We start from the raw sequence: 24,166 nt of genomic DNA on the forward strand, positions 1-24,166 counted from the left end.
CATCGGAACACTCAAGAAGCTGCTGAGGTGTAGCGGGCGGCTAGTTGGTGGGCTGCATCCTTTAGTTCTTTAGGGCCTTCGAATTCGAGGTCGGATTCGAACATGCCGAAGGTGGCGGCGAGGCCGGTCCAGGACCAGCCGTTGAGGGTTAGGCGGCAGGTAGTGGGGGTCAACTCCTCGACTAGGGCGTCGCGGCCGGCCCAGCGGGCTATGTCGGAAGCCTTGGCTTGGAGGATTGCGGTGCCTTGGCAGGGCCATTGGTTTTGGGGTGAGAAGCGGTCGGAGATGTACGTCGAGATGTCGGGGGCGGGGAGTTCGCGCGGGGTGAAGCGGGGGCCGGTTGGGGTCTTGGGGAGCATTCGGTCCACCCGGAAGGTGCGCCAGTCGTTGCGGTCGAGGTCCCAGCCGACCAGGTACCAGCGACCGCCCCAGGTGACGAGGTGGTGCGGCTCGACCTTGCGGGGTGGGACGAACTCGTCGCCCGTCGCGCCTGGTGAGGCGTAGTCGAAGCGGAGTACCTCGCGGGCGCGGAGTGCGGAGCCGATCGCGATCAGGTGATCGGAGTCGATCTTGATCCGGCGCGAATCGGCGTACTTGTCCACGGTGGTGACCTGGAGGGCGTCGACCCGTTGGCGCAGGCGCGCGGGCATCACCTGGCGGACCGTGGCGAGGGCGCGCAGAGCGCCTTCCTCGATACCGGTCACCGTGGTGGTCGCGGTCTGCAGGGCGACCGCGACGGCGATCGCCTGGTCGTCGTCGAACAGCAGTGGGGGCAGGTCGGCGCCCGCGTCGAGGCGGTAGCCGCCGTCCGGTCCCTTGCTCGCGCGGACCGGGTAGCCGAGGTCGCGCAGGCGGTCCACGTCGCGGCGGACCGTGCGCGGGCTCACCTCCAGCCGTTCGGCCAGCAGCGCGCCCGGCCAGTCGCGGCGCGCCTGGAGCAGGGACAGCAGCGAGAGGAGTCGAGCCGAGGTTTCGGACATGACCTCAGATTGCCACGAGTAACGGCCAGAAGCTGTCCTCTACTGCTGGAAATGTCGTCTCCAAGAGGCCCCCGACCAAGGAGACATCGTGATCAGCATTCGACAACTCACCAAGGACTTCGCGGTGAGCCGTACCGAGACCGTGCACGCGGTCCGCGGCATCAGCCTCGACGTCGAGCCGGGCGAGCTCGTCGCCGTCCTCGGCCCGAACGGCGCCGGCAAGACCACCACGCTGCGGATGCTCACCACCCTGATCACCCCGACCTCCGGTACTGCGAAAGTCGCCGGCTACGACGTCATGTCGGATCCGAGTAGGGTGCGCCGCCGCATCGGGTACGTCGGCCAGGGAAACGGCGCCGGCCACAACCAACGCGTCCGCGACGAGCTCTCCGGCCAAGGCATCATCTACGGCCTCGACCCGCAAGCGGCGAAGCGGCGTACCGGTGAACTGCTCGAGTCGCTCGAACTCGGCGAGCTGGCCAAGCGCAAGGTCTCCGAACTGTCCGGCGGCCAGCGTCGCCGGCTCGACGTCGCGATGGGTCTCGTGCACGCGCCCGGACTGTTGTTCCTGGACGAACCGTCGACCGGGCTGGACCCGCAGAACCGGGCCAACCTGTGGGACCACATCCTGCGGATGCGCGAGCAGCACGCGATGACGATCGTGCTCACCACGCACTACCTGGACGAGGCGGACTCGATGGCCGAGCGGGTCGTCGTGGTCGACCACGGCGAGGTGATCGCCGACGACACCGCCGATGCGTTGAAGGCCGACCTGGCCGGCGACCAGCTCGACGTCACCGTTGCTCCTGGCAACCTCTCAACGCTCGTCGGGCTAGCGGACAAATTGCCCGGCGCAAGGGAGGTCGTTGCCGAGGGCGACCGGTTGACCGTGCGCGTCGCGGACGGGCCGCGAGCGTTGCCCGAACTCATCGCGGCGGCGCAGCAGTACGGAGTACCGGTTGCCACTGCTCAGGTGCATCGGCCGACGCTCGACGACGTGTTCCTCAACCTCACCGGCCGCAGCCTGCGCGAGGCCGACTCCACCGGAAAGGCCGCAGCATGACCACCCTGACCATCCCGGCCACCACGCCCACGACCGTCGAGCCGGTCAACCGCAACCTGTTCCGAGACACGTCGTTCGTGATGCGGCGCGAGCTCAGGCCGGTACTGCGCGATCCGTTCTCGTTGATCTTCGGGATGATCCAACCGCTGGTCTTCCTGGCCCTGTTCGGTCCGCTGCTCGCGGGGTCGCTCGGTGGCTCGCTCGACGGCGGGGTCTGGCAGTGGTTCGTACCAGCCATCCTGGTGATGACGACCTTGTTCGGCACCTCGACGACCGGGTCGAACCTGTTGATGGAATTCCAGACCGGTGCGCACGAGCGGATGCTGGTCACGCCGCTGTCCCGGTCGTCGCTGCTGATCGGGCGGGCGCTGAAGGAGATGGTGCCGCTGTTCGGGCAGGCGGTGATCGTGGTCGCGGTGATGATGCCGTTCGGCTTCGACCTGCATCTCGGCGGGGCGATCGTCGGGCTCGCTTTGCTGGCGGTGTTCGGGATAGGGCTGGGTTCGTTCAGCTATACGCTGGCGATCGCGGTCCGCAAGCAGGAGTGGATGTTCTGGGTGGTCCAGCAGACGTTCCTGTTCCCGTTGATGATCCTGTCCGGGATGCTGCTGCCGCTGGAGACCGGGCCGGAGTGGATGCGGGTGGCGTCGAAGTTCAACCCGCTGTCGTACCTGGTCGACGCCGAGCGCACCCTCTTCTCCGGTGAGGTCACGTCGACTGCGGTCCTCTGGGGCTGGCTCGCCGCCCTGATCACCGTCGCCCTCGGCCTGACGGTCGGCATCCGCTCGATGCTCCGGTCGGCAGACTGACCGACCGCGCGCATTGAAGAACCCGAGGCACCCAGCCTCGGGTTCTTCAACGTGGTCAGAAGCGCAGATGCGCGGCGGTGACCTGGTTGAGGTGGATGAGGATGTCGTAGCTCGGGCCGAGCCGGATCGGCAGGTCGGGCGTCGGGTAGCCGGTGCCGATGTCGCGGGTCGGACGGCGTACGTCGAGCCAGGCGCGAGTACTGGCCGGCAAGCGCCGCAGGTCGACCAGGTAGTCGCGGTACGGGACCTTGTCGAGCGTGTACTCGTTGTTGCCCGGCGCCGCAGGCGGGAGCGTGAAGGTCTTCAGCTCTCCGTTGGAGATGTCCTGCGAGTTGAACGACCCGTGGTCGAAGGACGTCCCGATGGTCAGGTAGTCGCGCCCGAGCTGCTCACGCAGGAACGTGCCCTGGGCCTTCGGGTAGTCCGCCGGCGATCCTGTCTCGAGCGCGACGTGCCCGTTGTGCGCCGACAACATCACCTTCGCGCCCGTCGTGCGCGCCCACCAGGCGGTGTTGGCCGCCATCGACTGGTCGCGGAAGTACATCGCCTTCGGCAACACCTTCGGGTCCGTGACGTCGAACGAGAAGAACTTCGCGACCTGCCAGATCGCCCGCGCATGCTGCGCCGCCCAGGTCCGCTCGGGGCTCGGCGGCAACGACTCCACCAGTACTACGGCCCGCCGCGCCGCTGCCTCGAGGTGGACCCGGTCGGCGAGCGGCTTGGTGAGGTATGCCTCGCTCCAGGCCGCGTATTCGGCGTCGGAGCGGATACCGGCGTACAGGCTCTTGATCTCGGGAAGCCTTGCCGGGTTGGTCTTGCCGACGTAGTTGATGACACGGTCGAGCAGGGCGGGGCTGGCATAGCCGAGGTCATCGCCGACGAAGTGCAGCTTGCGGGCGTGGGTGCGGTTGTAGGAGCGCATCCACTCGAACAGGTCGAGGTACTCCTGCGCGTTCCAGAACTTGTACGAACCCTGGAAGTCGCGCCGCATGATCTCGCGCGGATCGCCGACCCCGCTGACGATGTATCGGTCGAGGTCGAGCCCGGTACTCCACGACGCTTCGAGCGCGAAGGTGGTGAAACCCTTCTTCTCCACCAGCTCGCGGAAGATCTTGTGCTTGAGCGTGAACAACTCGCTCGAACTGTGGGTCGCCTCGCCCACCCCGACGACCCGTGCGCTGCCCACCATCGCGGCCAGCGGTCGCAGGTCACGCAGACTGCTGTCAGCGTCGGTACTACGAATCGGATGCGCCGCCGCAGTCAGCGCAGGCACAGGGTTCGGTGGGGCAGCAATCGCACTAGACATAGGCAGCGCCGCCGCGAGGAGCAGGGCGGGGACCGCCAGGAGCCGCTTCATCAAGGTCCTCCGGAGAGTCGGAATCAAGTACTTCCAACCCTGTCCGCCGGCACTCCCCCAGCCCATCCAGCAGCCACCCCAACCGGGGTGACGCAGGCTCTACCCTTCGAGCTTCTCCAACGCGGTCCGCATCCCGGCCTCGGCCTCGTCGCCGAGCTTCTTGAACTGGGTCTTGAAGAGGGGCTCGATCAGGCGGGTGACGCCCTTGAACTCGAACTCGGCGCGGTACGTCACCTCGGTGCCGCCGCCGTCGGTCGCGCGGAACGTCATCGTGTCGAGCGCGGTGACCGTCTTGTTCTCCCCGCGCAGCTGGAAGACGCGACCAGCTTCCCGTTGCTGCACGACGTACTCGAGCTCGGTCTCCCGGCCGGCGAACGAGGACTTGTTCCGGTACTTCGTACCGGGCCCGCCGTCGCCGTCCAGCTTCACCGTCGACACCGTCCCGGGGTCCCACTCGGTGGTCGTCTCGAAGTCGGACAGGTAGGCGAAAACACTCTCGACGGACTTCTCCACAGTGACAACGCGCTCGATGGTGATCACGCTCGCCACGCTACCGGCCCGGCCAACCCGAAGTTATGCGCCGACCCGACGATCCGACCGGCGAGCCAACTCCGTGAAGAAGGCCCGGTACAGCGGTTCGTCGGCGGTCTGGATCTCGACCATCGCGAGCAGTTGACCGGGCGCGCTCGCGTAGAGCGGATCGTCCAGTTGCTCGACGTTGCCGAAGTACAGGCGGCTCAGCCCTTTCTTCCGTACCTCGACCCGGACCTTCGCCCACTTCACCGGCGTCCGGTACGACCCGATGATCCGGTTCCGCCGGAACAGCTCAAGGATCCCGTGCTCGACGTGCAGGTAGACGTCATTGTGCTCGAACACCATCGGTTCCACGGGCGAAACCTACTTGGCTGCTGTGATGGCGAGGATTTCGGGGATGGCGGTGTCCCAGGTGGGTCTGGGGATTTCGTGGCCGGCGCCTTCGAGGAGGACCAGGCGGGCGTTGGGGATCTCGCGGGCGATGGCTTCGCCGTGGGCCGGTGGGAAGAGGGGGTCCTCGGTGCCATGGAGGACTAGAGCCGGTACTGCGATGCCGGCGAGGTAGCCGCGGAGCGCGCCGCTGGGGGCGACCGCCCAGTGGTTTGTGGCCGAGGCCGGGTTGATGCTGCGGGCGAAGGCGTGGGCGTAGAGGGCGCGCCGGGCCGGTTCGTCGTACGGGAGGGTGCCGGCGTACAGGCGGTCGTCCTCGATGAGTCGGTCGAGGGCCGCCTCGGTGTCCGACCAGTCGATCGGGGGTGCTTCCTCGGAGAAGCTGGCGCTGAGCTTCTCGGTCGGCGGCGGGAGGTCCGGATCCGAAACGCCGCTGGGGCTGGTCGCCGCGACGGTCATCGAGGCGACGCGCTCCGGGTGCTCGACGGCGAGCTGCTGCACGATCGCGCCGCCCATCGAAAGGCCGACCAGGTGTGCCTTGTCGATCTTCAGTGCGTCGAGGATCCCGAGCGGGTCGGCGACCAGATCTGCTCCCGTGTACTTCGGGTTGCCCGGCTCGTACGTGGTCGACTGGCCGGTGTCGCGATGGTCGTAGCGGATGACGTACCGCGGACCGGCGGCGAGGCGTTCGCAGAACTCCGGCTCCCAGTGGTCCATCGACGCGGAACCCCCGTGGATCAGCAGGATCGCTGGGTCCGCGGGGGATCCGAAGGTGTCGATGCACAACTCGACGCCGTTCACGGGGAGCAGGCTCGTCATGCTCCGACAGTAGTTGTGAAAGGGGCCGCCGGACGCTGGGTTCCTGTCTGGGTTGAGTTCCCGGCGTGGAGGGCCAGGGCGAAGGCGATGACGGCGAGGGTGCTGGTGATGGCGCGGAGGTTGTTGCTGGGGTTCCACTTGGACAGGTAGTTCAGCCATTCCGCAGTACCGGCCGCGGAGTGCGGGTCGACGGCGGCGAGCTGGTCGTTGAGCGGGATGTTGACGGCGAAGCTGAGCACGATCACGCCGACCAAGTAGAGGGCGGCGCCGGCCAGCATCCACCACTTGCCCGGGGTGTTCTTGACGAGGGCGATGATCGCGAGTGCGACGCAGACCAGCGCGGTACCGCAGAAGATCAGCAGGAAGAGCGGGTTCTGGATCCTGCCGTTGATCAGGTTCATCGCGGTCGCGCCTTGGCCGGCCGGCATCCGCTGCAGCGAGCTCATCACGGCGGTACCGAAGGCGAAGAACACCCCGGCCATCAACGCGCTGCCGACAAGGGCAGTGAGAGTAAGGATCTTGGTGAGGTTCATGCGGACCACACCCCGGTCTTCGCCGTCTCGCGCGCCCAGTCGGCGAAGTCGCGAGGAGCCCGGCCGAGGACCTGCTGGACGCCCTCCGACACGTACTCCGACCGGTGGTGGCGGATCACCGCGAACAGATCGCGAACGGCCTCCGCGTCTTCCAGCGGCTGGCCGTAGCTGACCAGCTCCGCGACGAATTCCTCGGGTTCGAGATCGACGTACTTGACCGGCCGACCGGTGACCGTCGACAGCTCGGCGGCGACCTCGGCCATCGTCAGCGTGCGCGGCCCGGACAGCGAGTAGCTCTCACCGGTGTGCCGCTCGTCGAGCAGCGCGGCCGCCATGACGTCACCGACATCGTTTGTGTCGATCCAGGCCTCGCTGCCGTCCCCGGCCGCCACCCGGATCTCGCCGCCGGCCACGTAGTCGAACAGGAAGTCCTCGCTGAAGTTCTGCGCGAACCAGGCGGGCCGGACGATGGTCCAGTCGGCGCCGCTGGCCCGGACCGAGTTCTCCAGCTCGACGCTGCTCTCGTAGACCGCGAAGTCACGGCCGGGGCTGCCGACACCGCGTCCGGACAGCAGCACCACCCGGCGCAGCCCTTCGGCCGCCGCCTGCTGGATGAACTTGCCGGCCTGGGCGAGTCCGGTCGGGCCGACCGGCGGTGCGAGGTACGCCGTGTCGACGCCGGCGATCGTGGGCGACCAGGTGCTCTCGTCGTACCAGTCGAAGCGCTGCTCGCTCGACCGGGAGGCCAGTCGGTAGGAGACGCCGCGGGCGTCCAGTTGCTCTGCGACGCGGCGGCCGGTCTTGCCCTTGCCGCCGATGATCAGGAACGGTGTGGTTGTTGTCATGGCTTAAGTTCATCGCGACCGAGTGAGACAAACCATGGTTGTCTGGCGCAATTCGATGTCTCAGAGTCTCACTTCAGGGGTAGGCTGCCGGATATGGACGTCCTCGATGATCTGCTCGCCGGCACCCGCGCACGCGGTGGCGTGTTCAATCTGACGATCCTGGATCCGCCCTGGGGTCTGCACATCATCGACGAGGCGCCGCTCGCGCTCGCCACTCTGGTCCGCGGCTCCGCGTGGATCCTCCGGGACGGCCAGCCGCCGGTCCGGATGGAGGAACGCGACGTCGCCGTACTGTCCGGTCCCGAGCCGTACGTCGTGGCCGACCAGCCGGACACCGAGCCGAACCTGCGGATCCACCCCGGCGGCATCTGCGAACCGTTGCCTGGGGCCCCTATCGACTACAGTGCGCGGCTCGGCGTCCGGACCCATGGCGGTCGCCCGGACGGCGAGGCGATGGTGGTCAGCGGCACGTACGAGTTCGAGGGCGATGTCGGGCGACGGCTGCTGGCCGCGCTTCCGCCGGTACTGGTGGTGCCGGCTGCGGAGGTCGCGGGTCATGTGATGGACCTGGTGCTCGGCGAGATCCAGCGAGACGAGCCGGGTCAGCAGTCCGTGCTCGATCGGTGGCTGGACCTTGCGTTGATCACCACCTTGCGCGCGTGGTTCGCTCGGCCCGAGTCGCATGCGCCGGGTTGGTACCAGGCGCAGAGTGACCCGGTGGTCGGGCTGGCGTTGCGGTTGCTGCACGAGGAGCCGGCTTATCCGTGGAGTGTCGTCGAGCTGGCCGATCGGACGGGGGTGTCTCGGGCGAGTCTGGCGCGGAGGTTCAGTGGGCTGGTTGGTGAGGCGCCGATGGCTTATCTGACGGGGTGGCGGATCGCGCTGGCTGCCGACATGTTGCGTGAGACGACTGACACGGTCGAGGCGATCGCGCGGAAGGTCGGGTATGCCAACGCGTTCGCGCTGAGCGTCGCGTTCAAGCGGGTGCGTGGCACGAGTCCGACCGCACACCGTCGGGCGAGCACTGCAGCCTGATGCTCACCGGTTGAGGATCCAGGCGAGGTCGGTGGTGGGGAGGTACGGCTCGAAGACGGGTGGTTCGGCGATGCGGTCCCAGAGGTCGCCGGTGGTGCGTGACGGCAGGTAGGCGTTGGCGAAGGCGCCGTGGTCGACGCTCACCAGGGTGGCTTCTACGGTCTTCACCCGGCCAGGGAAGGCGGAGCGGAGTACGGGCTCGGCGGCGGTGAGCAGGGCAGGGAGCTTCGACGGTTTCCCGTACGCCGTCCGCAACTGTCGGCGGTAGGAGTCGAAGCCTGGCCAGCCGGTCTGGAGGGCTTGGTCGAATTCGAGTGGCTGTACGGCTTCGGCGTACGGGACCTGCGTGGTGAGCAGATGTTTGACCGCCCAGCTCTCAGGTGGCACCGGTCCGGCGTCGACGAAGAGCCGGTCGGCCAGGACAAAGGTGGTAGCCAGTACGCGTGGGCTCGGGTCGGTGCGGTCGGCCTTACGGTGGTCCGCGTAGGTTGTCGAGCGGTCGGCGTAGTTGGGGATCAGGTGGATGATTCCCGCGCGCAGCAAGGGTTCCGCGGTGCGGATGCGGTCGCCGAGCGCGGTCAGGTCCGGGGTGTGGATGCCGAGCTGCATCTCGGTGTAGTTGCGCCGGCGTTCGGGTTCGTGCGTCATCGGGTCGTCCAGCGGCGCCTGGTTGCTGCTCGACACCATCAGCGGATGAAAGGACCCCGGCCGATGGTCGGGCAGCACCAAGGTGTCGACGATCAGACGGGTCCGTTCGAGCATCCAGGGCTCGTCGACGGCCGGTACGACGGAGACGGCGAACCGCTCGCCCTGCCGCCAGCGGAGCCCATCCGGGCCGGTGATGAATCGCTTCGCGTACTCCTTGGCGACCAGGTCCGCGGTCGGGGCGAGCCGCCGGAAGAAGCGGTTCATCCGGCGGCTCAGCGCAGGATTGCGGCTGTACCCCTGCGCCACGGGCTCAGGCGGTGGTGGCGTCGATGAACGCGAGCGCCTGCGGCCACGAGAGCCGGTAGGCGTCGGCATTCACCTGCTTCTCCTGACGCGAGCGGTCGGTATAGCCGTGCTCGGCACCGGGGTAGAACTGGGTGATCGTCGCCCCGGTGTCCCGGCTCTGCAACGCTGTCTGCAATGCCTCGAAGTCTGCGACCGGTACTGCGGCGTCGGCTCCCGGATAGGCGATCAGCACCGGCGCGGTGATCCCGATGGAGTCCGCGATCGCGTCGTACGAGTGGTTCGGCCGGAGCTCCGAGGGGACCGTCGGATGGAACGCCACCACGTTCGCGAGCCGGTGATCCCTTGCCCCCAGCAATAAAACGAAGCGGCCGCCGAGACACCAGCCGACCGACCCAACCTTGGTGCAGGCAAGTTCGCCGTAGAGGTGGTCCAGCAGCGCGACCTGCTCGGCGAGGACGGTGTCGTCGTCCAGTCCGCTGAGCAGGCCTGCCAGCTCGTCGATCGTCGAGTTGTCGGTACTCCGGCCCTTGAACGGATCCCAGACCAGCGCGGTGATCCCCCGCCCCGCCAGCTCCTCCGCCCACGCCCGGAGCTGCTCGCCGATCCCCGTGATCATCGGCAGCAGCAACATCCCCGGCCCGGCCGGCACTCCCACCGGCCGGGCGAGGTACGCACCCAGCTCTCCGACCTGTACCTGACCCGCATCAATGTCCACGCGTCGGAGGCTAACCGAAGATCAGGCGCGGTTGGCCTTCAGCATCCGCTGGCCGGCCACGTTGACGAGGACGAAGATGATCGCGGAGAAGATCAGCAGGGCGAGCTGGTCCGGGAGCAGCGCGACGCCGACGCCGACTGCGAGGACCGGGAGCGCGAGTCCGGCGTACGCGATCAGGAAGAGCGCCGCGAGCACCTCACCGCGCGAACCGGCATCAGCCAGCGATGCCGCGGTTGCGACGGCGCCACGGAAGACCAGGCCGACGCCCGCACCGGCGACCACGCCGCCGACGACGAACAGCCACAGGTTGGGAAGCAAGCCGCCGACTGCGACCCCGACGAGGCCGACTGACATCAAGACCAGGCCGAGTCGGAGTTGCTGCGGACGGCTGAACCGTACGAAGACGACCTGACTGGCCGCGCCCGCGACGAAGACCGCAAACGTCACGACGCCGGCGAGCAGACGCGAGGTGTGGTGCAGCGTGCCGGCCAGGAACGTCGGCGCGAGCGAGGTGAACAGCCCGAAGATCGCGAACGCCGCGAAGGCTCCGACCGCGCTGGCGAAGAACTGCGGCTTGGTAGCACTCGGCAACGCAACCCGCTGCGGCCGGTACGCCGGACGCTCCTCCAGCCGCTCGACGGTCTCGGGCACCAGCGCGATGCCGACGGCGCTCAGCAGCAACAGCACCAGGAACAGCTCGTACGGACGATCCAGCGGCTTCGATCCGTACTCCGCGAGCAGCCCGCCGACGAGCGGACCGAAGGCGAGCCCACCCAGGTTCACCATCGAGGAGATCAGCGCGGAGTGACTCGGGTCCTCGTCCGGCCGCGAGATCCGACGCAATTCGGACAGGTGAGCCGTCGCTGTCGCCGTCAGCACACCGACGCCGACACCGCTGATGAACCGCGCGAGCAGCAGCCCGGGCACGTCCTGCCAGAGCAGGAAGACCACAGCGGCCAGCGCCTCGGTCAGTACCGCGAGGAGCGCGATCCGGCGACGGCCGAGCCAGTCGCTGACGTGGCCGGCGAGGTACAGGCTGACCATCACGCCCACTGCGTAGGCGGCGAAGATGACCGTGATCAGGAAGGTCGGGAAGCCATCCCGGCGCTGGTAGATGGCGTAGAGCGGCGTCGGAACCGTAGAGAACGCCATCGTGGTCAGGAAGGCGACGGCGATCATCCAGAAGCCGGCGCTGTGCGCGAACCCGACGCGCGGACCGGCCTGGTCGAGCGAGCGGGAGCCGGAAAGAGTTGTCATGTTTCCTAGAATGCGCTGGTTGATCTATTCATTCCAACGAATCTTCTTGCACTGTCTTATCGACGCTGTCGATAATTGGGGCTGTGGACAGCAGACAGCTCGAGTACTTCGTCGCCGTGGCCGAGGAATTGAGCTTCACCCGGGCGGCGCAGCGGCTCTTCACCGTCCAGTCGACCGTCTCGGCCGCGATCCGCGCGCTGGAGACGGACCTGAAGACGACGCTGTTCGACCGGTCGACCCGGCGGGTGACGCTGTCGGATACCGGCGAGGCGCTGTTGCCTGAGGCGAAGGCCGCCCTGGAGGCGTTGGACCGGGCGCGCGCCGTGGTCGAGGAGGCGTCGACCGGGCTGCGTGGAAGTGTGCGGATCGGGACGATGACGAGGCTCGGGCTGGTCGATCTGGCCTCCTTGCTCGGTGAGTTCTATCAGCGGTATCCCCTGGTCGACGTCCAGGTGACGACTTCGCCGACCGGGTCGAGCGGGCTGGCTGATGACGTACGGCACGGGCGGCTCGATGTGGCCCTGGTCGGGTTGGGCGCGGCGGAGATGACGGGGCTGGAGCCTCGCGAGCTGGCGACGGTGCGGTTCGTAGTACTGGTGCCTTCGTCGCATCGGCTGGCTGGGGGTGGTGAGGTCCGGTTGGCGGAGCTGGCGGGTGAGCGGTTTGTGGACATGCTGCGGGGGTTCGGGAATCGGACGACGGTGGATCGGGCTTTCGACGCCGCCGGCATTCCTCGGCGGGTCCAGGTGGAGGTACCGGATCTGACCACTGTGCCGGATTACGTGCGGGCTGGGTTGGGGGTTGCCGTCGTACCGGAGATGGATCTGGAGGAGACGGCGGGCGTGATCCGGCTGCGGTTGGCGGACGCGGAGCTGACCTGGACGCTGTCGGCGATCACCTTGAGCGGCAAGCGTCCGAGCCGTGCGGTGACGGCCCTTCTGGCTTTGTTGATACATCACCAACGCGACGTATCCTTGCCGTAGACACCCACTCCTGGGGGCCTTTGCTACGGATCGTCCGGCACGTTCCTGCCGGCGAAGGAAAGGAAGTCAGCGACATGGCAACTGTGTCGTTCAAGGGAGCGACCCGGGTCTATCCGGGCACCGAGATCGCGGCCGTCGACCGGCTCGACCTGGACATCCAGGACGGCGAGTTCGTCGTACTGGTCGGGCCGTCCGGCTCCGGTAAGTCGACCGCGCTCCGGATGCTCGCGGGCCTCGAAGAGGTCAACGAGGGCTCCATCTACATCGGCGACCGCGACGTCACCAACAGCCCGCCGAAGGACCGGGACATCGCGATGGTGTTCCAGAACTACGCGCTCTACCCGCATATGTCGGTTGCCGACAACATGGGGTTCGCGCTGAAGATGCAGGGCATCCACAAGGAGGAGCGGGCGAAGCGGGTCGCCGAGGCGGCCAAGCTGCTCGGCCTCGAGGAGTACCTCGACCGCAAGCCGAAGGCACTGTCCGGTGGCCAGCGCCAGCGGGTCGCGATGGGTCGCGCGATCGTGCGTGACCCCCAGGTGTTCCTGATGGACGAGCCGTTGTCGAACCTCGACGCCAAGCTCCGCGTGCAGACCCGTACCCAGATCGCCGAACTGCAGCACCGACTGGGCGTCACCACGGTCTACGTCACGCACGACCAGATCGAGGCGATGACGATGGGCGACCGGGTGGCGGTCCTGAAGGACGGTCAGCTCCAGCAGGTCGACACTCCGCTGAACCTGTACGACACCCCGAAGAACCTCTTCGTCGCGGGCTTCATCGGCTCTCCGGCGATGAACCTGATCGAGGCCGAGATCGTCGACGGCGGCGCGAAGATCGGCGACTACCTGGTACCGATCGCCCGCGACCTGCTCGCCAAGGCCGGCGACGACAAGACGATCATGCTCGGCATCCGCCCGGAGTCGTTCCACCTGGCCGACGAGGGGCTGGCCGTGAAGGTCTCAGTGGTCGAGGAACTCGGCTCCGACGCCTACCTGTACGGCAGCGCGGTCCACACCGACGACCAGCAGATCATCGCCCGCGTCGGCACCCGCCTGCACAGCGACAAGGGCGCCATCGTCCACCTCGCCCCGCAGCCGGAGAAGCTCCACCTCTTCTCCACATCCACCGAACTCCGCATCACCGCTTGACCCCCGCCCCACCATTTGAGGGGTTATCCCCTCAAATGGTGGGTTGCCTGACCGGATCCCGAGGGGGCAACCCCCGCAATGCGGGGTTATCCCCTCAAATGGGCGCGGGGGGTGGCCGAGGGGCTAGCGTCGGGGGATGGGGATGTGGGAGGAGGGCGGGGCCGGGGTGATGCGGTTGCCGTCCGGGCGGTTGGTGCGCGGGCGTGGGCTGCGCGACGGGGTACCTGGCGGGGCGCTGCCGGAGTACGGGGTGTATTTGCTGGGGAAGCAGCCGCCTGAGGTCGAGTGGGAGTCTCGATGGGTGCGGTGGCCGGACTTCAGGTTGCCTGCTGACGACCGCGATGCGCGGGACGCGTTGGTGGGGGTGCTGGCGAGGGCAGGCGACGAGCGGGTCGAGGTTGCCTGCGAAGGCGGGCGCGGACGAACCGGTACTGCGCTGGCCTGCTTGGCGGTGCTCGATGGGGTCTCGCCGGCCGATGCCGTGGCCTATGTGCGGGCGAACTATCACGCCAAGGCGGTGGAAACCCTTTGGCAGAAGCGTTATGTCAGGCGTTTCCGGGCGGCGAGTGACTCTTGATCCGGGGCGCCGAGGCTGGTGAAACTCGCCCAAGTCGTTCATAACGGTGAGATTGGTTACTGTCACGCAGATGGATGAGGTTGCTCCGGAGAAGGCGGGTTATCGGCGCTCGGCCGGGTCGGCGCGTGGTGAGGCGCGGCGGCGCGAACTGCTAGAGCGCGTCACCGACGAGGTCGGGGCCAACGGGCTGGTGGACTTCTCGCTCCGGCGGGCCGCCCGGGCCGCCGGTACTACGCACAAGGTGCTGCTCTACTACTTCGACGGGCCCGAGGACTTGCTCACCCAGGCCGTGCTCCAACTGCGCGAACGGCGGATCGACCGCAGCCTGGTCGCCGCGGGCATGGCCGGCTCGACGCTGGCCGACCGGGTCCGGGCGATGTGGCCGGTCCTCGTCGGGGACGAGTCGTGGGTACTGGACCAGGCGATCGGTCTGGCGATGTACGACTCCGTCCGGTACGCCGAACTCGCCCGGACCGCATCGGTGCGCTACCTGCCCGCGCTGATCTCGATCTGCCCGGATCACTGGCCGGACGCGCGTAAGCACGAGGTGTCCGAGTTCATCCTGGCCGTGCTGCGTGGATTCCTGATCGAGTGGCGGACGAGTGGCGACGGCCCCGGGATCGAGTCCGGCTTCGCCGCGTTGAGCCGCGCGCTCGACCACGAGGAGGCCGCCTCCTAACCCACTCGACTAGCCTCTCGACAGTTTGCGAACCGCGTGGTTCACTTTTGGCATCGGAGAATTTCGCCAGAGGTGGGGTGCGTCATGGAACGCGAGTCAGTGCGGTTCTTCAGCGGGGACGCGGAGTGTGTTGCCTGGTACTACCCGGGGAGCAACGGCGGATGTGTGGTGATGGCCGGTGGCTTCGGGGTGACGAAGGAACCGGGGACGGATCTGTTCGCCGAGCGATTCCAGCGCGCCGGCTTCGGCGTACTGGCCTTCGACTACCGGCGGTTCGGGGAGAGTGGTGGCGGGCCGCGGCAGGTCGCGCGGGTCGGTGAGCAGTTGGCCGACTGGCAGGCTGCGATCTCGTACGCTGCTGAGCGGCCGGGCGTGGAGAAGGTCGCGATCTGGTCGTTCTCGTTGTCGGGCGGCTACATCTTCCCGATCGCCGCGCGGAATCCGCAGTTGGCCGCGGCGATCGCGCAGACACCCAACGCGGACGGGCCTGCTGCCTCTCGCAACGCGGCCCAGCATCAGAAGCCGTTGGCGATGCTGCGGTTCGCCGGACGTGCGGTGCTGGACGCCATCGGCAGTCTGGTCGGGCGGCCGCCGCTGCTCGTTCCGTTGGTCGGGTTGCCCGGCACTGTCGCGTTGCTGACGACGCCGGACTCGCTGCAGACGAACGAAGCACTTAACCCGGGCAACAAATACAGCGAGTGGATCCAGGCAGTCGCCGCGCGGTCAGCCCTGCGAATCACCATGTATCGCCCCGGCCGAGCTGCCTCGCGGGTGAAGGTACCGCTGCTCGTCGTTGTCGCCGACCAAGATCAGACGGCGCTGGCCCAACCTTCTGTCGACGCTGCGACCCAAGCACCTGGCGCAGAGCTGTTGAGAGTGCCCGGCGGGCACTATGCGCCCTTCCTCGAGGAGCACGAGGTCGTAGTCGAGGCTGAGATCACCTTCCTGACAAAGCATCTCGTCGCCCAGTCGGCCGACCCGAGCCGGCGCTGATGGTGGGTGCGTGAGGTTCCTGGAACACGGGATATCCGTTTGACGGCGGGCGGTCGGTCGCGTTTGCTTCCGGGAGTGACTATCGAGCGAGTCAATCCCCCGTCCCTGCATGCGACTCCCGGCTACCACCATGTGACAAAGGTCCGCGCCGACTCCTTGGTCATGTTGGCCGGGCAGTGCCCGCTGCTGACGTCGGGCGAACTGGCTGAGGGCGGCTTGGCCGGGCAGACCGACCAGGTGATCCAGAACATCCTGCTCGCCCTCGACGCAGCCGGCGCTGGTCCGGCAGATGTCGTGCGGACGGTGATCTATGTGGCCAGCCCGGTCCGCGAGGAACTCAGCGCGGTGTGGACCCAGCTCAACGAGTCGCCGCTCGCGCCGGCTTTCACCAGCGCGAGCACGCTGCTCGGCGTCGCCCAGCTCGGCTTCCCCGGCCAGCTCGTCGAGATCGACGTCACCGCAGCCCTGTGACGGCGCCTGCTCAGGTGATCGGGTGATTGGCGCGGAGCATGCCGTCCGGGTCGTAGACGCCACGGAGCCACTTGAGCCGTTCATAGCCGGCGGGCTCGAAGGCTGCTTGGAGTTCGCCGTCGGTAAGTGGGCCCATGCTGAAGTTGAGGGATCGCCCAACGACGTACTCGGCCCACGGGGCGAGGATCGAGTCGTGGAGGGCTCGCAGGTCGTCCTCTCCTGGTGACAACACGGTCAGCGAGTACTGCGCGTCGCGGTGCCCGACAGCGTTCTCGACAACCGGCTTGTGCGCCAACACGCCCCCAAGGTGCCTGATCCCAACCACACACATCACCGGCGCCTCTGGACCGGCCAGCTTCGGAATGGTGGCGAGCGCCTCCGGGTCAAGCTCACTCAGCAACACATTCCGAGAACTGAACGCATCAGGCCGACCAGGCTCGTCGAAGATCTTCCCGGACTCGGTGAACGGCAACTCACCCACGGTATCGACGAGCGGCTCGCCCAAGACGTCGCGCAGGCTGCTGACCAACCCGGGAGAGTCGAGGGTCTCCGGGATGATGCTCAGCTGGATCTGGGCGATGTACTTGCCTCGGAGTTCGGCGGGGATCTGCTTGATGTCAGGGAGCGGGAGGACGGCGACGGCAGAGGTGACCGAGTCGGGGACAGTCTGGGTCCACTCGCGCCAGGCTGTTAGGACGTTGGGGGTCGCCGCGAGGTCGTAGTACAGGCTGCCTCCGTAGAGGGTTGGGACGGGGAAGAGGTCGATCTCCATCGCGGTGACGACGGCGAAGTTGCCGCCTCCGCCGCGGAGGGCCCAGAAGAGGTCGGGGTCGTCCTCGGCGTTGCGGAGCTCGCCGTCGGGGGTGACGACCTCGATCCGGCGGACGTGGTCGGCGGCGTAGCCGTAGCGTCGGGCCATCAGGCCAAGGCCGCCACCGAGCGTGTACGGAACCGCGGTGACGCCGGGGAAGCTGCCCGACAACGGCGCGAGACCATGCGCGGCCGCCGCGTCGATGACCTGCTGCCAGGTCGCTCCGGCTTGGACCCAGGCGGTCCGGTTCTGCGGATCCACGGTCACTCGATCGAGGCGGGTGGTCGTGATCAGGAGCCCGCCGTCGAGGGGAGCGCCGTGTCCGTGCCCGCTTGCCTTGACCGCGATCTCGAGATGGTGCTCGCGGGCGTACCGGACCGCGCGCTGCACGTCCTCGGGAGTCGTCGCGCCGACGATGTGCGCCGGCCGGTGGGGGTCGCGCCGCTGGAAGCCGAGCCGCTCCTCCTCGTACCCGGGAGTGTCTGAGGTCCAGTGCTTTCCGGTGAGCTGATTCATGTCACCGACGCTAGAAGCCCTTCCGGACACATCTTGTCCGCAAGGTATGCCAATCTGGGATTCGTGAGTACGCGGAAGGATCTGCCCGGGCGATTGCTGCGGCTGCTCGCGCTACTCCAGAGCCGCCGCGAGTGGTCCGGCAGCGAGCTGGCCGAGCGCCTGGGCGTCACCGATCGGACCGTACGCCGCGACGTCGAGCGCCTTCGATCCCTCGACTACCCAGTCACAGGGACAACCGGTACTGCGGGTGGCTACCGGCTCGCATCAGGCAAGAACGTGCCGCCGCTGGTACTCGATGACGACGAAGCCGTCGCCGTGGCGATCGGATTGGCCGGCGCCGCCGCGAGTGGAGTCACCGGGATCGCGGACAGCTCGATGAGCGCACTCGCCAAGCTCGAGCGGGTCTTGCCGGCCCGGCTCCGACCATCGGTGGCGGCCGTCGGGGCGGCGGAGGTGGTCGGGCGGGAAGGGGCTCCACGGGTTGATCCGGGGCTGCTCGCCGTACTGGCCGCTTGCTGCCGGGATCTGGAGATCGTTGCCTTTAGCTACAAAAGTCGGCGCGGCGAGGACAGCCGACGTCGGGTTGAGCCGACGCAACTGGTCTCGGTGGTCGGCCAGTGGTACCTGCTCGCTTTCGATCCGGAGCGGGAGGACTGGCGTACGTTCCGGGTGGACCGGATCGGCGAGCTCGCGCCGACCCGGCATCACTTCACCCCGCGCGAACTGCCCGCGGCCGACGCGGCGTCGTACCTGGCCGAGTCGTTCGCGGGCGCGGCGTACCGGCACAGTGTCCGGATGGTCGTACAACTGCCGGCCGAGCAGGTACGGGGGAGTTTCTTCCACGGCTCCCCCGGGACGATCTCGCCGCTTGGGCCGGACAGTTGCGAGTACCGATTGAGTGCCGACTCCCCCGGGATCCTGGTCCAGTACGTCGCGGCGATAGTTGCCCTGGGCGCCGACTACACGTTGGACGCGTCGCCGGACGCCGCTGCGTTGTTGCGAACGGTCGGGTCGCGCCTGGTCAGGCCGTGATCAGCCCCAGGCCAAGGGTCACCACGCCGATCGCCAGGGAGAGCGCGCCCAGCCAGAGGACCCAGATGAACTGATTCGGCTTGGTCAGGCCCTTGCCGGCCGATGAGGCGAAGAAGCCGCCGGACATCAGGATTGCCGCGACCGGGATGCCGAGCCGGCCGAGCCAGATCCAGACGCCGTGAAGGCCGGTCTGGTCGACGTACAGGAGGCCGACCAGGCTCAGGATCACCAGTACGCCGGCATGGCCGTGGCCGGCGCGCGCGAACGACTTCTGGAAGTCGGTCATCGGGACGTCGCCACGGACGATCTTGGTCATGAACCAGCCGCCGATCTGGATCGTGACGATGGTGAGCAGGATCGCTCCGGCGATGATCCGGGACGCGTCGCTCAACTGCATGGGCCTTCTCCTTGCATGGATAGTGACGGTATCCGTTTATGGATACTGCTACTATCCATCACAGTCCAGGGGAAGGCAAGGCAATATGCGGATCGCCGAGTTGAGTCGAATCTCCGGAGTGCCGGTGCCGACGATCAAGTACTACCTACGCGAGAACCTGCTGCCGCCCGGCGAGCTGACCAGCCCCAACCAGGCGTCGTACGGCGACTCCCACCTGCACCGGCTGCGCCTGATCCGCGCACTGGTCGACCTCGCCCACGTACCGGTCGCCGGCGTGAAGGAGGTACTGGAGGGCCTCGACTCCCCCACCATGCCCCTCCACGACAAAATCGGCCGCGCCCACCGCGCGATCACGCCCCAACCCCAGCTCACCTCAACCCCAGCCGCCCGCGAGGCCGCCACCACTCAGGTGGAGGAACTACTGACCTCGCGCGGCTGGTCGGTGGAACCCGACGCTCCCGCCCTCAACACCTTGATCGAAACGATCGCCGCCCTGAACACCCTCGGCCAAGGCCACCTGGCCGGCTTCCTGGACTCCTACGCCGGCGCCGTAGAAACCTTCACCGACCTGGAGGTGGCCGCCGTGACCTCCACGCCCACCACCCCAACCCCGGACCAGATCGCCGAAGGCGTCATCCTCGGCACCATCCTCGGCGAAACCCTCATCGCCAGCCTCCGCCTCCTGGCCCACGAATCCATCTCCGCCAAACGCTGGTCACATCCGCGCGGGAGCCTCGATACCTAGCAGGCCAAGGCCTTCTTCGAGAACCCGCAAGGTCAGCACGCACAGAGCCAGCCGGGACTCGCGGAGCGCCGGCTCGGCCTTGATGACCGGGCAGTTCTCGTAGAAGGCGGAGAACGCCTGGGCCAGCTGGAAGAGGTACGCGCACAGCCGATGCGGCTCGAGCTCGTCGCCGACCTGGGTGACGACGGTGCCGAACTCGAGCAGGGCGAGGCAGAGCGCCCGCTCGGCCTGCTCCTGGATCTCGACCGTGCTGGTGGCCGCCGCCGGCTCGAGTCCGGCGTTGCGGAAGATCGACCGGATCCGCGCTGCGGCGTACTGCAGGTACGGGCCGGTGTTGCCGGTGAGGGCGACCATCCGCTCCAGATCGAAGACGTACTCACTGTCGTGCGCGACGGACAGGTCGGCGTACTTGACCGCGCCGATGCCGACCTGCGGCGCGATCGTCGCGCGGGTCTCCTCGGGGAGGTCGGGCCGCGCTTCGTCGATGACCGCTCGCGCCTTGGCCACCGCCTCGTCGAGCAGCGTCAGCAGGCGAAGGGGCGCACCCGACCGGGTCCGCAGGATCTTCCGGTCCTCGCCGAGCACGTTGCCGATCTGGGTGTGGACAGGAACCACCGTGTCCGGCAGCCAGCCGGCCTTGCGGGCGGTGTCCCAGACCATGTTGAGGTGCAGGGCCTGCGGTGCGCCGATGACGTAGACGATCCGATCGGCCTTCAGGTCCTGCACGCGATGCTTGATCGTCGCGAGATCCGTGGTCGCGTAGCCGTAACCGCCGTCGGACTTGCGGATGATCAACGGCACCGGCTTGCCCTCGCGGCCGGTGTACCCGTCGAGGAACACGCACAGTGCGCCTTCGCTCATGGTCGCCAGCCCGGCGGCCTCGAGCTCGTCGCAGATCGCCGCGAGCTGGTCGTTGTACGTCGATTCGCCGGCCAGGTCGGCGTCGGTCAGGGTCACGCCCAGCCGGGTGTAGATCCGGTTGAAGTAGTGCTTGGAGAACTCGACCAGCTCGCCCCACAGCCGCAGCGTCTCGGCGTCGCCGGCCTGGAGTGCGACGACCCGGCCCCGCGCCCGGTTCGCGAACTGATCGTCGGCGTCGAACTTGGCGCGGGCGGCCTGGTAGAAGCCGTTCGGGTCGGTCTCGACCAGCCGGGCCTCGTCGGTCCCCTCGCCGACGTCCAGCAGGTGCTCGATCAGCATGCCGAACGGAGTACCCCAGTCACCGATGTGGTTCTGCCGGATGACGTCGTGGCCCAGATGCTCGAGCGTGCGGGCGAGCGCATCGCCGACGACCGTGGTCCGGAGATGCCCGACGTGCATCTCCTTGGCGACGTTCGGCGCCGAGTAGTCGATCGGAATCCGCTGCGCCTCCTGCACCGGCACGCCCAGCCTCGAGTCACCCGCCATCGCCGCGACCTGCCCCGCGACCCAGCCGTCCTTCAGCGTCAGATTGAGAAACCCAGGCCCACTGATCTCGACCGTCTCACAGACATCACCCAACTCAAGCCGCTCAACCAGCCTCGCCGCGACCTCCCTGGGCGGAAGCCCCACCCGCTTCGAGAGCGCAAGCGCCGCATTCACCTGGATATCGGCGAATTGGCTCGGCCGCAGCACCGGATCCGCACCCCTGAACTCCGCCCCAAATGCTTCCTCGATCGCTACGGAAACTCGAGGCGCAAGCACAGCCGACGGCGAAAACATGCCCACAGCCTAGGCCCCGCCCGATCAGCGATCGCAGACACCGGCCGCTCAGCCCGATGCGGCGCTCAGTTCTCGCCGAGTTCCCGCAGCAGTCCCCGGAGACGTCTCCGATCGAGCTTGCCATGGCTCGTCAGCGGCAGCTCACCGATCGTCCGGACCACCCGCGGCACCATGTGCCGTGGAAGTAAGGGCCGAATCCCGGCGGCTAGGCCGGAGAAATCCTCGCCATCACCGCCCACCACGCCGCCTACCAGCACCCCGTCGACGATCTCGGCGACCACCTGGCGTCCCGGTGCCAGCGAGGCCAACGCAGTCTCCACTTCACCCAGCTCGACCCGGTATCCGCCGATCTTCACCTGATCGTCGGTTCGGCCCTCGTAGTACAGGAGCCCGTCTTTCACCGATACCAGGTCGCCGGTGTCGTAGACACGCAGGCCGTCCTGGTAGCGAAACCCTCCGCGCCGGTCGCCCAGATACCCATTGGCGAGGCACTCCCCTGACAGGGAAAGGCCGAACTCGGAGCCCGTGGGGACCAAGCCGAGCTGAATGCCTTCATGCGGCCGGCCGATCGGCACCGGCCCGGTCGCGCGCAGGGTCGCCGGGAAGGAGTGGATGATGCATCCCACGGTCGCCTCGGTGGGGCCGTACTCGTTGTGCAGCGTGACTCCCTCCGCGTCCCGCAGCCACTCGCACTGCTCGTAGGACAGCGCCTCACCACCGATGACGAAGGATCCGCTCAGCGCCCGTACGGTGCGCGGCTCCAGCAATCTGCCGAGCAGCTGGATCTGACTTGGCGTCGTCTTCAGGACAACGGGACTTTCCGTCTCCCGAAAGAAGTCGCTCAGCAGAGCGGTTACCGGCCTGGCCCCCGCCAGCGGAACGCAGACCCCACCGTGGACGAGGGGCAGTAGGTACGAAGTGATGGCCGCATCGAAGGTCGGTGGGAGCTGGAAGGGAAACCTTGCCGGCCCGGCTGGAGCATAAAGGCGCCCCGCTTCCCGGAGATAGCCGTAGAGAGCGCGATGCCCGACCGAGACCCCCTTCGGCTCACCTGTCGAGCCCGAGGTGAAGATCACGTACGCCTCGTCGTCGTACTGCGGGCGTTCATCGACCGCGACCGGCTCGAGGGCGCTCACCTGGACCTTGCCGTCATCCGCCTGGTGGGTCCAACCGCCACGATGAACGACCAGCTTCGCCCCCGCGGTCCGCGCGATCCGGTCGAGGCGGGGACGAGGATCCGATGAGGTGACGGGAACGTAGGAGGCGCCGGCCATCCATGCCGCGAGAACCGCGACGACGAAATCCGCTGACGGTGGCAGGTCCACCATGATCCGATTCCCGGGTACCGCGCCGAGTACGCCGAGCCGGCGAGAAAGAGCGTCCGCACGCTCCAGTAACTGCTGGTGCGACCAGGTCTGACCGGCAGGCTCCTCGAGTACCAGTGAGCCGGGTGATCGCGAGCAATGAGCTTCGAGGGCACTGATGATCTGGTTGTTCTCAGCGGTGTGCACGGGAGCTCCTCACGAGTCCGCGAAGCCGGGCAGGCCGCCGTCTGCGGTGAACGACGCATCGAGCAGGGACGTGACCGCAGCCGCGCCGTCGTGAAGCTCGGGCTCCGAGCCTGCCGACAGCACGACGTTGCAGAGGCGTCCGTCCCCATCGGATCTGGCGGCGCCGGTAGCCGCGACCCACTCGACGGACCGTACTCCGGCGAGCTGGGTCAGCTCGCCCTTCTGAAATCCGCCGCGGACTGTTCCCCGCAGGTCGCGAAATCCGGGAAAGTAGCCCAAGGCAACGGATCCGGTCGGCACGTCGGCGGTCGACAACGGTCTGCCCGCCGCCGTCTCCAAGGCGCTCCGGACCAGATCGAGCCCGGACGTGTGGCCCAGCAGCCGATTCAGGAAGCCACCCATCCGCCCGTTCACCTCGACGACCTCGAATCCGTCGCCGGTCGCGAGCAGCTCGGTATGCGTGACCCGGCCGCGTACGCCCAGCGCGGTCAGCGCCTGGCAACACCTCTCGTGCAGCTCGGCCAGCTGGATGTCGTCCAGGAACGCCGGATGGACGTCTCCGCAGACTCGTACCGTCCGCTGGAGCGCGCCGTCCGAACCTTCGCTCACCACCACCTCCTGCATCGGGACCTTGGCGAAGGTGGTCATGACGGTGTGTTCCCCCAGCGCGTTCGTGCTCACCTCCACGGAGAAGAGGGGGCCGAGCCACGGAACGTTCGGGTGGCTGGGCAACAACGGGATCGCCTGCTCGAGCACCTGCGCTTCACCGGCGAGCCCGCGGGCGGCCGCCTCCACCTCATCGGCCGTCCGCAGTTGAAGGACTCCCGCCCCGCCTGCACCACGGATCGGCTTGAGGAAGGCAGGAAGGCCGACCATCGAGACACCGGCGATCAACTCCGCCGGAGTCCTGACCTCGATACCGGTGACCTTCGACAGTCCGGTGTCTCGCAGGGTCCGGCGTTGCGCACTCTTTGACCAGACGTCCGCTCCCGCGATCGGCGTACCGGTGGTAGCGGAGCCGGCCAGCCTGGCCGTGAGCTGGTCGGCAAACTCGAGTTCGTGGTCGGAGAACGTCAGCACCGCCGTGATCCCGGCCAGATCGACGTCGCGAGGATCGTCTGTCACGACCCGGACAGGCAGCATCCGCTTGCACACCTCGACGAGCCCGGGGTTCCGCGCCGCCACACACTCCCGGAAGAACAGGATCACCTGCGGGCCGGAGCCGGCAGCGACCAGGATCTCGCGCAGGCTCGCTGCGGCGAAAGGCGCGTGGACGACTGCGACAGTCGGTGGATCCAGGGCCGTCAA

General features: G+C 67.7%; 26 protein-coding genes. 11 read left to right on the forward strand and 15 right to left on the reverse strand.

The window, feature by feature from the left end; genetic code table 11:
* Nucleotides 1-11: 11 nt before the first annotated feature.
* Entirely contained in the window at nucleotides 12-980 is a 969-nt protein-coding gene (locus tag OHA70_RS10785; RefSeq protein WP_328331204.1) for a helix-turn-helix transcriptional regulator, read from the reverse strand.
* 88 nt (nucleotides 981-1,068) lie between these two features.
* Between OHA70_RS10785 and OHA70_RS10790 the strand changes: the two genes are divergently transcribed.
* Together OHA70_RS10790 and OHA70_RS10795 are read left to right on the forward strand one after the other, a co-directional pair.
* Complete coding sequence (locus OHA70_RS10790; protein WP_328331206.1) at nucleotides 1,069-2,043, forward strand: ATP-binding cassette domain-containing protein; 975 nt, start codon at nucleotides 1,069-1,071, stop codon at nucleotides 2,041-2,043.
* Complete coding sequence (locus OHA70_RS10795) at nucleotides 2,040-2,852, forward strand: ABC transporter permease (RefSeq protein ID WP_328331208.1); 813 nt, start codon at nucleotides 2,040-2,042, stop codon at nucleotides 2,850-2,852. Before OHA70_RS10790 ends, OHA70_RS10795 begins: the two co-directional genes overlap by 4 nt.
* Before the next feature lie 55 nt (nucleotides 2,853-2,907).
* Here the strand turns inward: OHA70_RS10795 and OHA70_RS10800 are convergent, their stop codons facing one another.
* The 6 genes from OHA70_RS10800 to OHA70_RS10825 form a co-directional block, all read right to left on the reverse strand.
* Complete coding sequence (locus OHA70_RS10800; protein WP_328331210.1) at nucleotides 2,908-4,209, reverse strand: erythromycin esterase family protein; 1,302 nt, start codon at nucleotides 4,207-4,209, stop codon at nucleotides 2,908-2,910.
* Nucleotides 4,210-4,308: 99 nt separating this feature from the next.
* On the reverse strand, nucleotides 4,309-4,749 hold the full coding sequence (locus OHA70_RS10805; protein ID WP_328331212.1) for an SRPBCC family protein: 441 nt from the start codon (nucleotides 4,747-4,749) through the stop codon (nucleotides 4,309-4,311).
* 33 nt (nucleotides 4,750-4,782) lie between these two features.
* Nucleotides 4,783-5,097, reverse strand: a complete 315-nt coding sequence (locus OHA70_RS10810; protein ID WP_328331214.1) for a hypothetical protein — start codon at nucleotides 5,095-5,097, stop codon at nucleotides 4,783-4,785.
* Nucleotides 5,098-5,106: 9 nt separating this feature from the next.
* On the reverse strand, nucleotides 5,107-5,952 hold the full coding sequence (locus OHA70_RS10815; protein ID WP_328331216.1) for an alpha/beta fold hydrolase: 846 nt from the start codon (nucleotides 5,950-5,952) through the stop codon (nucleotides 5,107-5,109).
* On the reverse strand, nucleotides 5,949-6,485 hold the full coding sequence (locus OHA70_RS10820) for an anthrone oxygenase family protein (RefSeq protein WP_328331218.1): 537 nt from the start codon (nucleotides 6,483-6,485) through the stop codon (nucleotides 5,949-5,951). Before OHA70_RS10820 ends, OHA70_RS10815 begins: the two co-directional genes overlap by 4 nt.
* On the reverse strand, nucleotides 6,482-7,330 hold the full coding sequence (locus OHA70_RS10825; RefSeq protein WP_328331220.1) for an NAD(P)H-binding protein: 849 nt from the start codon (nucleotides 7,328-7,330) through the stop codon (nucleotides 6,482-6,484). Before OHA70_RS10825 ends, OHA70_RS10820 begins: the two co-directional genes overlap by 4 nt.
* 93 nt (nucleotides 7,331-7,423) lie before the next feature.
* Here OHA70_RS10825 and OHA70_RS10830 point away from each other — a divergent pair, with 93 nt between their 5' ends.
* A complete protein-coding gene (locus OHA70_RS10830) occupies nucleotides 7,424-8,365 on the forward strand; it encodes an AraC family transcriptional regulator (protein ID WP_328331222.1) in 942 nt (313 codons plus the stop codon).
* A 3-nt stretch (nucleotides 8,366-8,368) separates the two neighbouring features.
* On the opposite strand, the gene OHA70_RS10835 is transcribed toward OHA70_RS10830, so the two are convergent.
* From OHA70_RS10835 to OHA70_RS10845, 3 genes are read right to left on the reverse strand one after another with little or no spacing between them, the layout of a single operon-like run.
* Nucleotides 8,369-9,319 (reverse strand): hypothetical protein, encoded by a 951-nt coding sequence (locus tag OHA70_RS10835; protein ID WP_328331224.1) that lies wholly within the window; start codon nucleotides 9,317-9,319, stop codon nucleotides 8,369-8,371.
* A 4-nt stretch (nucleotides 9,320-9,323) separates the two neighbouring features.
* A complete protein-coding gene (locus OHA70_RS10840) occupies nucleotides 9,324-10,034 on the reverse strand; it encodes a dienelactone hydrolase family protein (protein ID WP_328331226.1) in 711 nt (236 codons plus the stop codon).
* A 21-nt stretch (nucleotides 10,035-10,055) separates the two neighbouring features.
* Nucleotides 10,056-11,291 carry an MFS transporter gene (locus OHA70_RS10845; RefSeq protein WP_328331228.1) on the reverse strand — a complete coding sequence of 412 codons (1,236 nt, stop codon included), beginning with the start codon at nucleotides 11,289-11,291 and terminating at the stop codon, nucleotides 10,056-10,058.
* An 83-nt stretch (nucleotides 11,292-11,374) separates the two neighbouring features.
* Here OHA70_RS10845 and OHA70_RS10850 point away from each other — a divergent pair, with 83 nt between their 5' ends.
* The 6 genes from OHA70_RS10850 to OHA70_RS10875 all read left to right on the forward strand — a co-directional run bounded on the left by OHA70_RS10850 (nucleotide 11,375) and on the right by OHA70_RS10875 (nucleotide 16,145).
* On the forward strand, nucleotides 11,375-12,274 hold the full coding sequence (locus OHA70_RS10850) for a LysR family transcriptional regulator (RefSeq protein WP_328331230.1): 900 nt from the start codon (nucleotides 11,375-11,377) through the stop codon (nucleotides 12,272-12,274).
* A 74-nt stretch (nucleotides 12,275-12,348) separates the two neighbouring features.
* Nucleotides 12,349-13,425 (forward strand): ABC transporter ATP-binding protein, encoded by a 1,077-nt coding sequence (locus OHA70_RS10855; protein WP_328331232.1) that lies wholly within the window; start codon nucleotides 12,349-12,351, stop codon nucleotides 13,423-13,425.
* Nucleotides 13,426-13,561: 136 nt separating this feature from the next.
* On the forward strand, nucleotides 13,562-14,002 hold the full coding sequence (locus OHA70_RS10860) for a protein-tyrosine phosphatase family protein (RefSeq protein WP_328331234.1): 441 nt from the start codon (nucleotides 13,562-13,564) through the stop codon (nucleotides 14,000-14,002).
* 70 nt (nucleotides 14,003-14,072) lie between these two features.
* Nucleotides 14,073-14,681, forward strand: a complete 609-nt coding sequence (locus OHA70_RS10865; RefSeq protein WP_328331236.1) for a TetR/AcrR family transcriptional regulator — start codon at nucleotides 14,073-14,075, stop codon at nucleotides 14,679-14,681.
* 84 nt (nucleotides 14,682-14,765) lie between these two features.
* The gene (locus tag OHA70_RS10870; RefSeq protein WP_328331238.1) at nucleotides 14,766-15,674 is read left to right on the forward strand and encodes an alpha/beta hydrolase; all 909 of its coding nucleotides are present in this window, start codon (nucleotides 14,766-14,768) and stop codon (nucleotides 15,672-15,674) included.
* Nucleotides 15,675-15,749: 75 nt separating this feature from the next.
* On the forward strand, nucleotides 15,750-16,145 hold the full coding sequence (locus tag OHA70_RS10875; protein WP_328331240.1) for a RidA family protein: 396 nt from the start codon (nucleotides 15,750-15,752) through the stop codon (nucleotides 16,143-16,145).
* A gap of 10 nt (nucleotides 16,146-16,155) precedes the next feature.
* On the opposite strand, the gene OHA70_RS10880 is transcribed toward OHA70_RS10875, so the two are convergent.
* The gene (locus tag OHA70_RS10880; protein WP_328331242.1) at nucleotides 16,156-17,472 is read right to left on the reverse strand and encodes an FAD-binding oxidoreductase; all 1,317 of its coding nucleotides are present in this window, start codon (nucleotides 17,470-17,472) and stop codon (nucleotides 16,156-16,158) included.
* A 63-nt stretch (nucleotides 17,473-17,535) separates the two neighbouring features.
* Here OHA70_RS10880 and OHA70_RS10885 point away from each other — a divergent pair, with 63 nt between their 5' ends.
* The gene (locus tag OHA70_RS10885; RefSeq protein ID WP_328331244.1) at nucleotides 17,536-18,504 is read left to right on the forward strand and encodes a helix-turn-helix transcriptional regulator; all 969 of its coding nucleotides are present in this window, start codon (nucleotides 17,536-17,538) and stop codon (nucleotides 18,502-18,504) included.
* On the opposite strand, the gene OHA70_RS10890 is transcribed toward OHA70_RS10885, so the two are convergent.
* Complete coding sequence (locus OHA70_RS10890; RefSeq protein WP_328331246.1) at nucleotides 18,494-18,901, reverse strand: hypothetical protein; 408 nt, start codon at nucleotides 18,899-18,901, stop codon at nucleotides 18,494-18,496. The two genes, OHA70_RS10885 and OHA70_RS10890, sit on opposite strands and share 11 nt — an antisense overlap.
* 85 nt (nucleotides 18,902-18,986) lie before the next feature.
* Here OHA70_RS10890 and OHA70_RS10895 point away from each other — a divergent pair, with 85 nt between their 5' ends.
* A complete protein-coding gene (locus OHA70_RS10895; RefSeq protein ID WP_328331248.1) occupies nucleotides 18,987-19,646 on the forward strand; it encodes a MerR family transcriptional regulator in 660 nt (219 codons plus the stop codon).
* Here OHA70_RS10895 and argS read toward each other — a convergent pair.
* The 3 genes from argS to OHA70_RS10910 form a co-directional block, all read right to left on the reverse strand.
* A complete protein-coding gene (argS, locus tag OHA70_RS10900; RefSeq protein ID WP_328331250.1) occupies nucleotides 19,617-21,347 on the reverse strand; it encodes an arginine--tRNA ligase in 1,731 nt (576 codons plus the stop codon). The genes OHA70_RS10895 and argS overlap by 30 nt on opposite strands.
* Before the next feature lie 65 nt (nucleotides 21,348-21,412).
* Nucleotides 21,413-22,858, reverse strand: a complete 1,446-nt coding sequence (locus OHA70_RS10905; protein WP_328331252.1) for an AMP-binding protein — start codon at nucleotides 22,856-22,858, stop codon at nucleotides 21,413-21,415.
* 9 nt (nucleotides 22,859-22,867) lie between these two features.
* Nucleotides 22,868-24,166: an ATP-grasp domain-containing protein gene (locus OHA70_RS10910; protein ID WP_328331253.1), complete on the reverse strand. Its 1,299-nt coding sequence runs from the start codon at nucleotides 24,164-24,166 to the stop codon at nucleotides 22,868-22,870.

Source organism: Kribbella sp. NBC_00382, assembly GCF_036067295.1.
Classification (GTDB): Bacteria; Actinomycetota; Actinomycetes; order Propionibacteriales; family Kribbellaceae; genus Kribbella.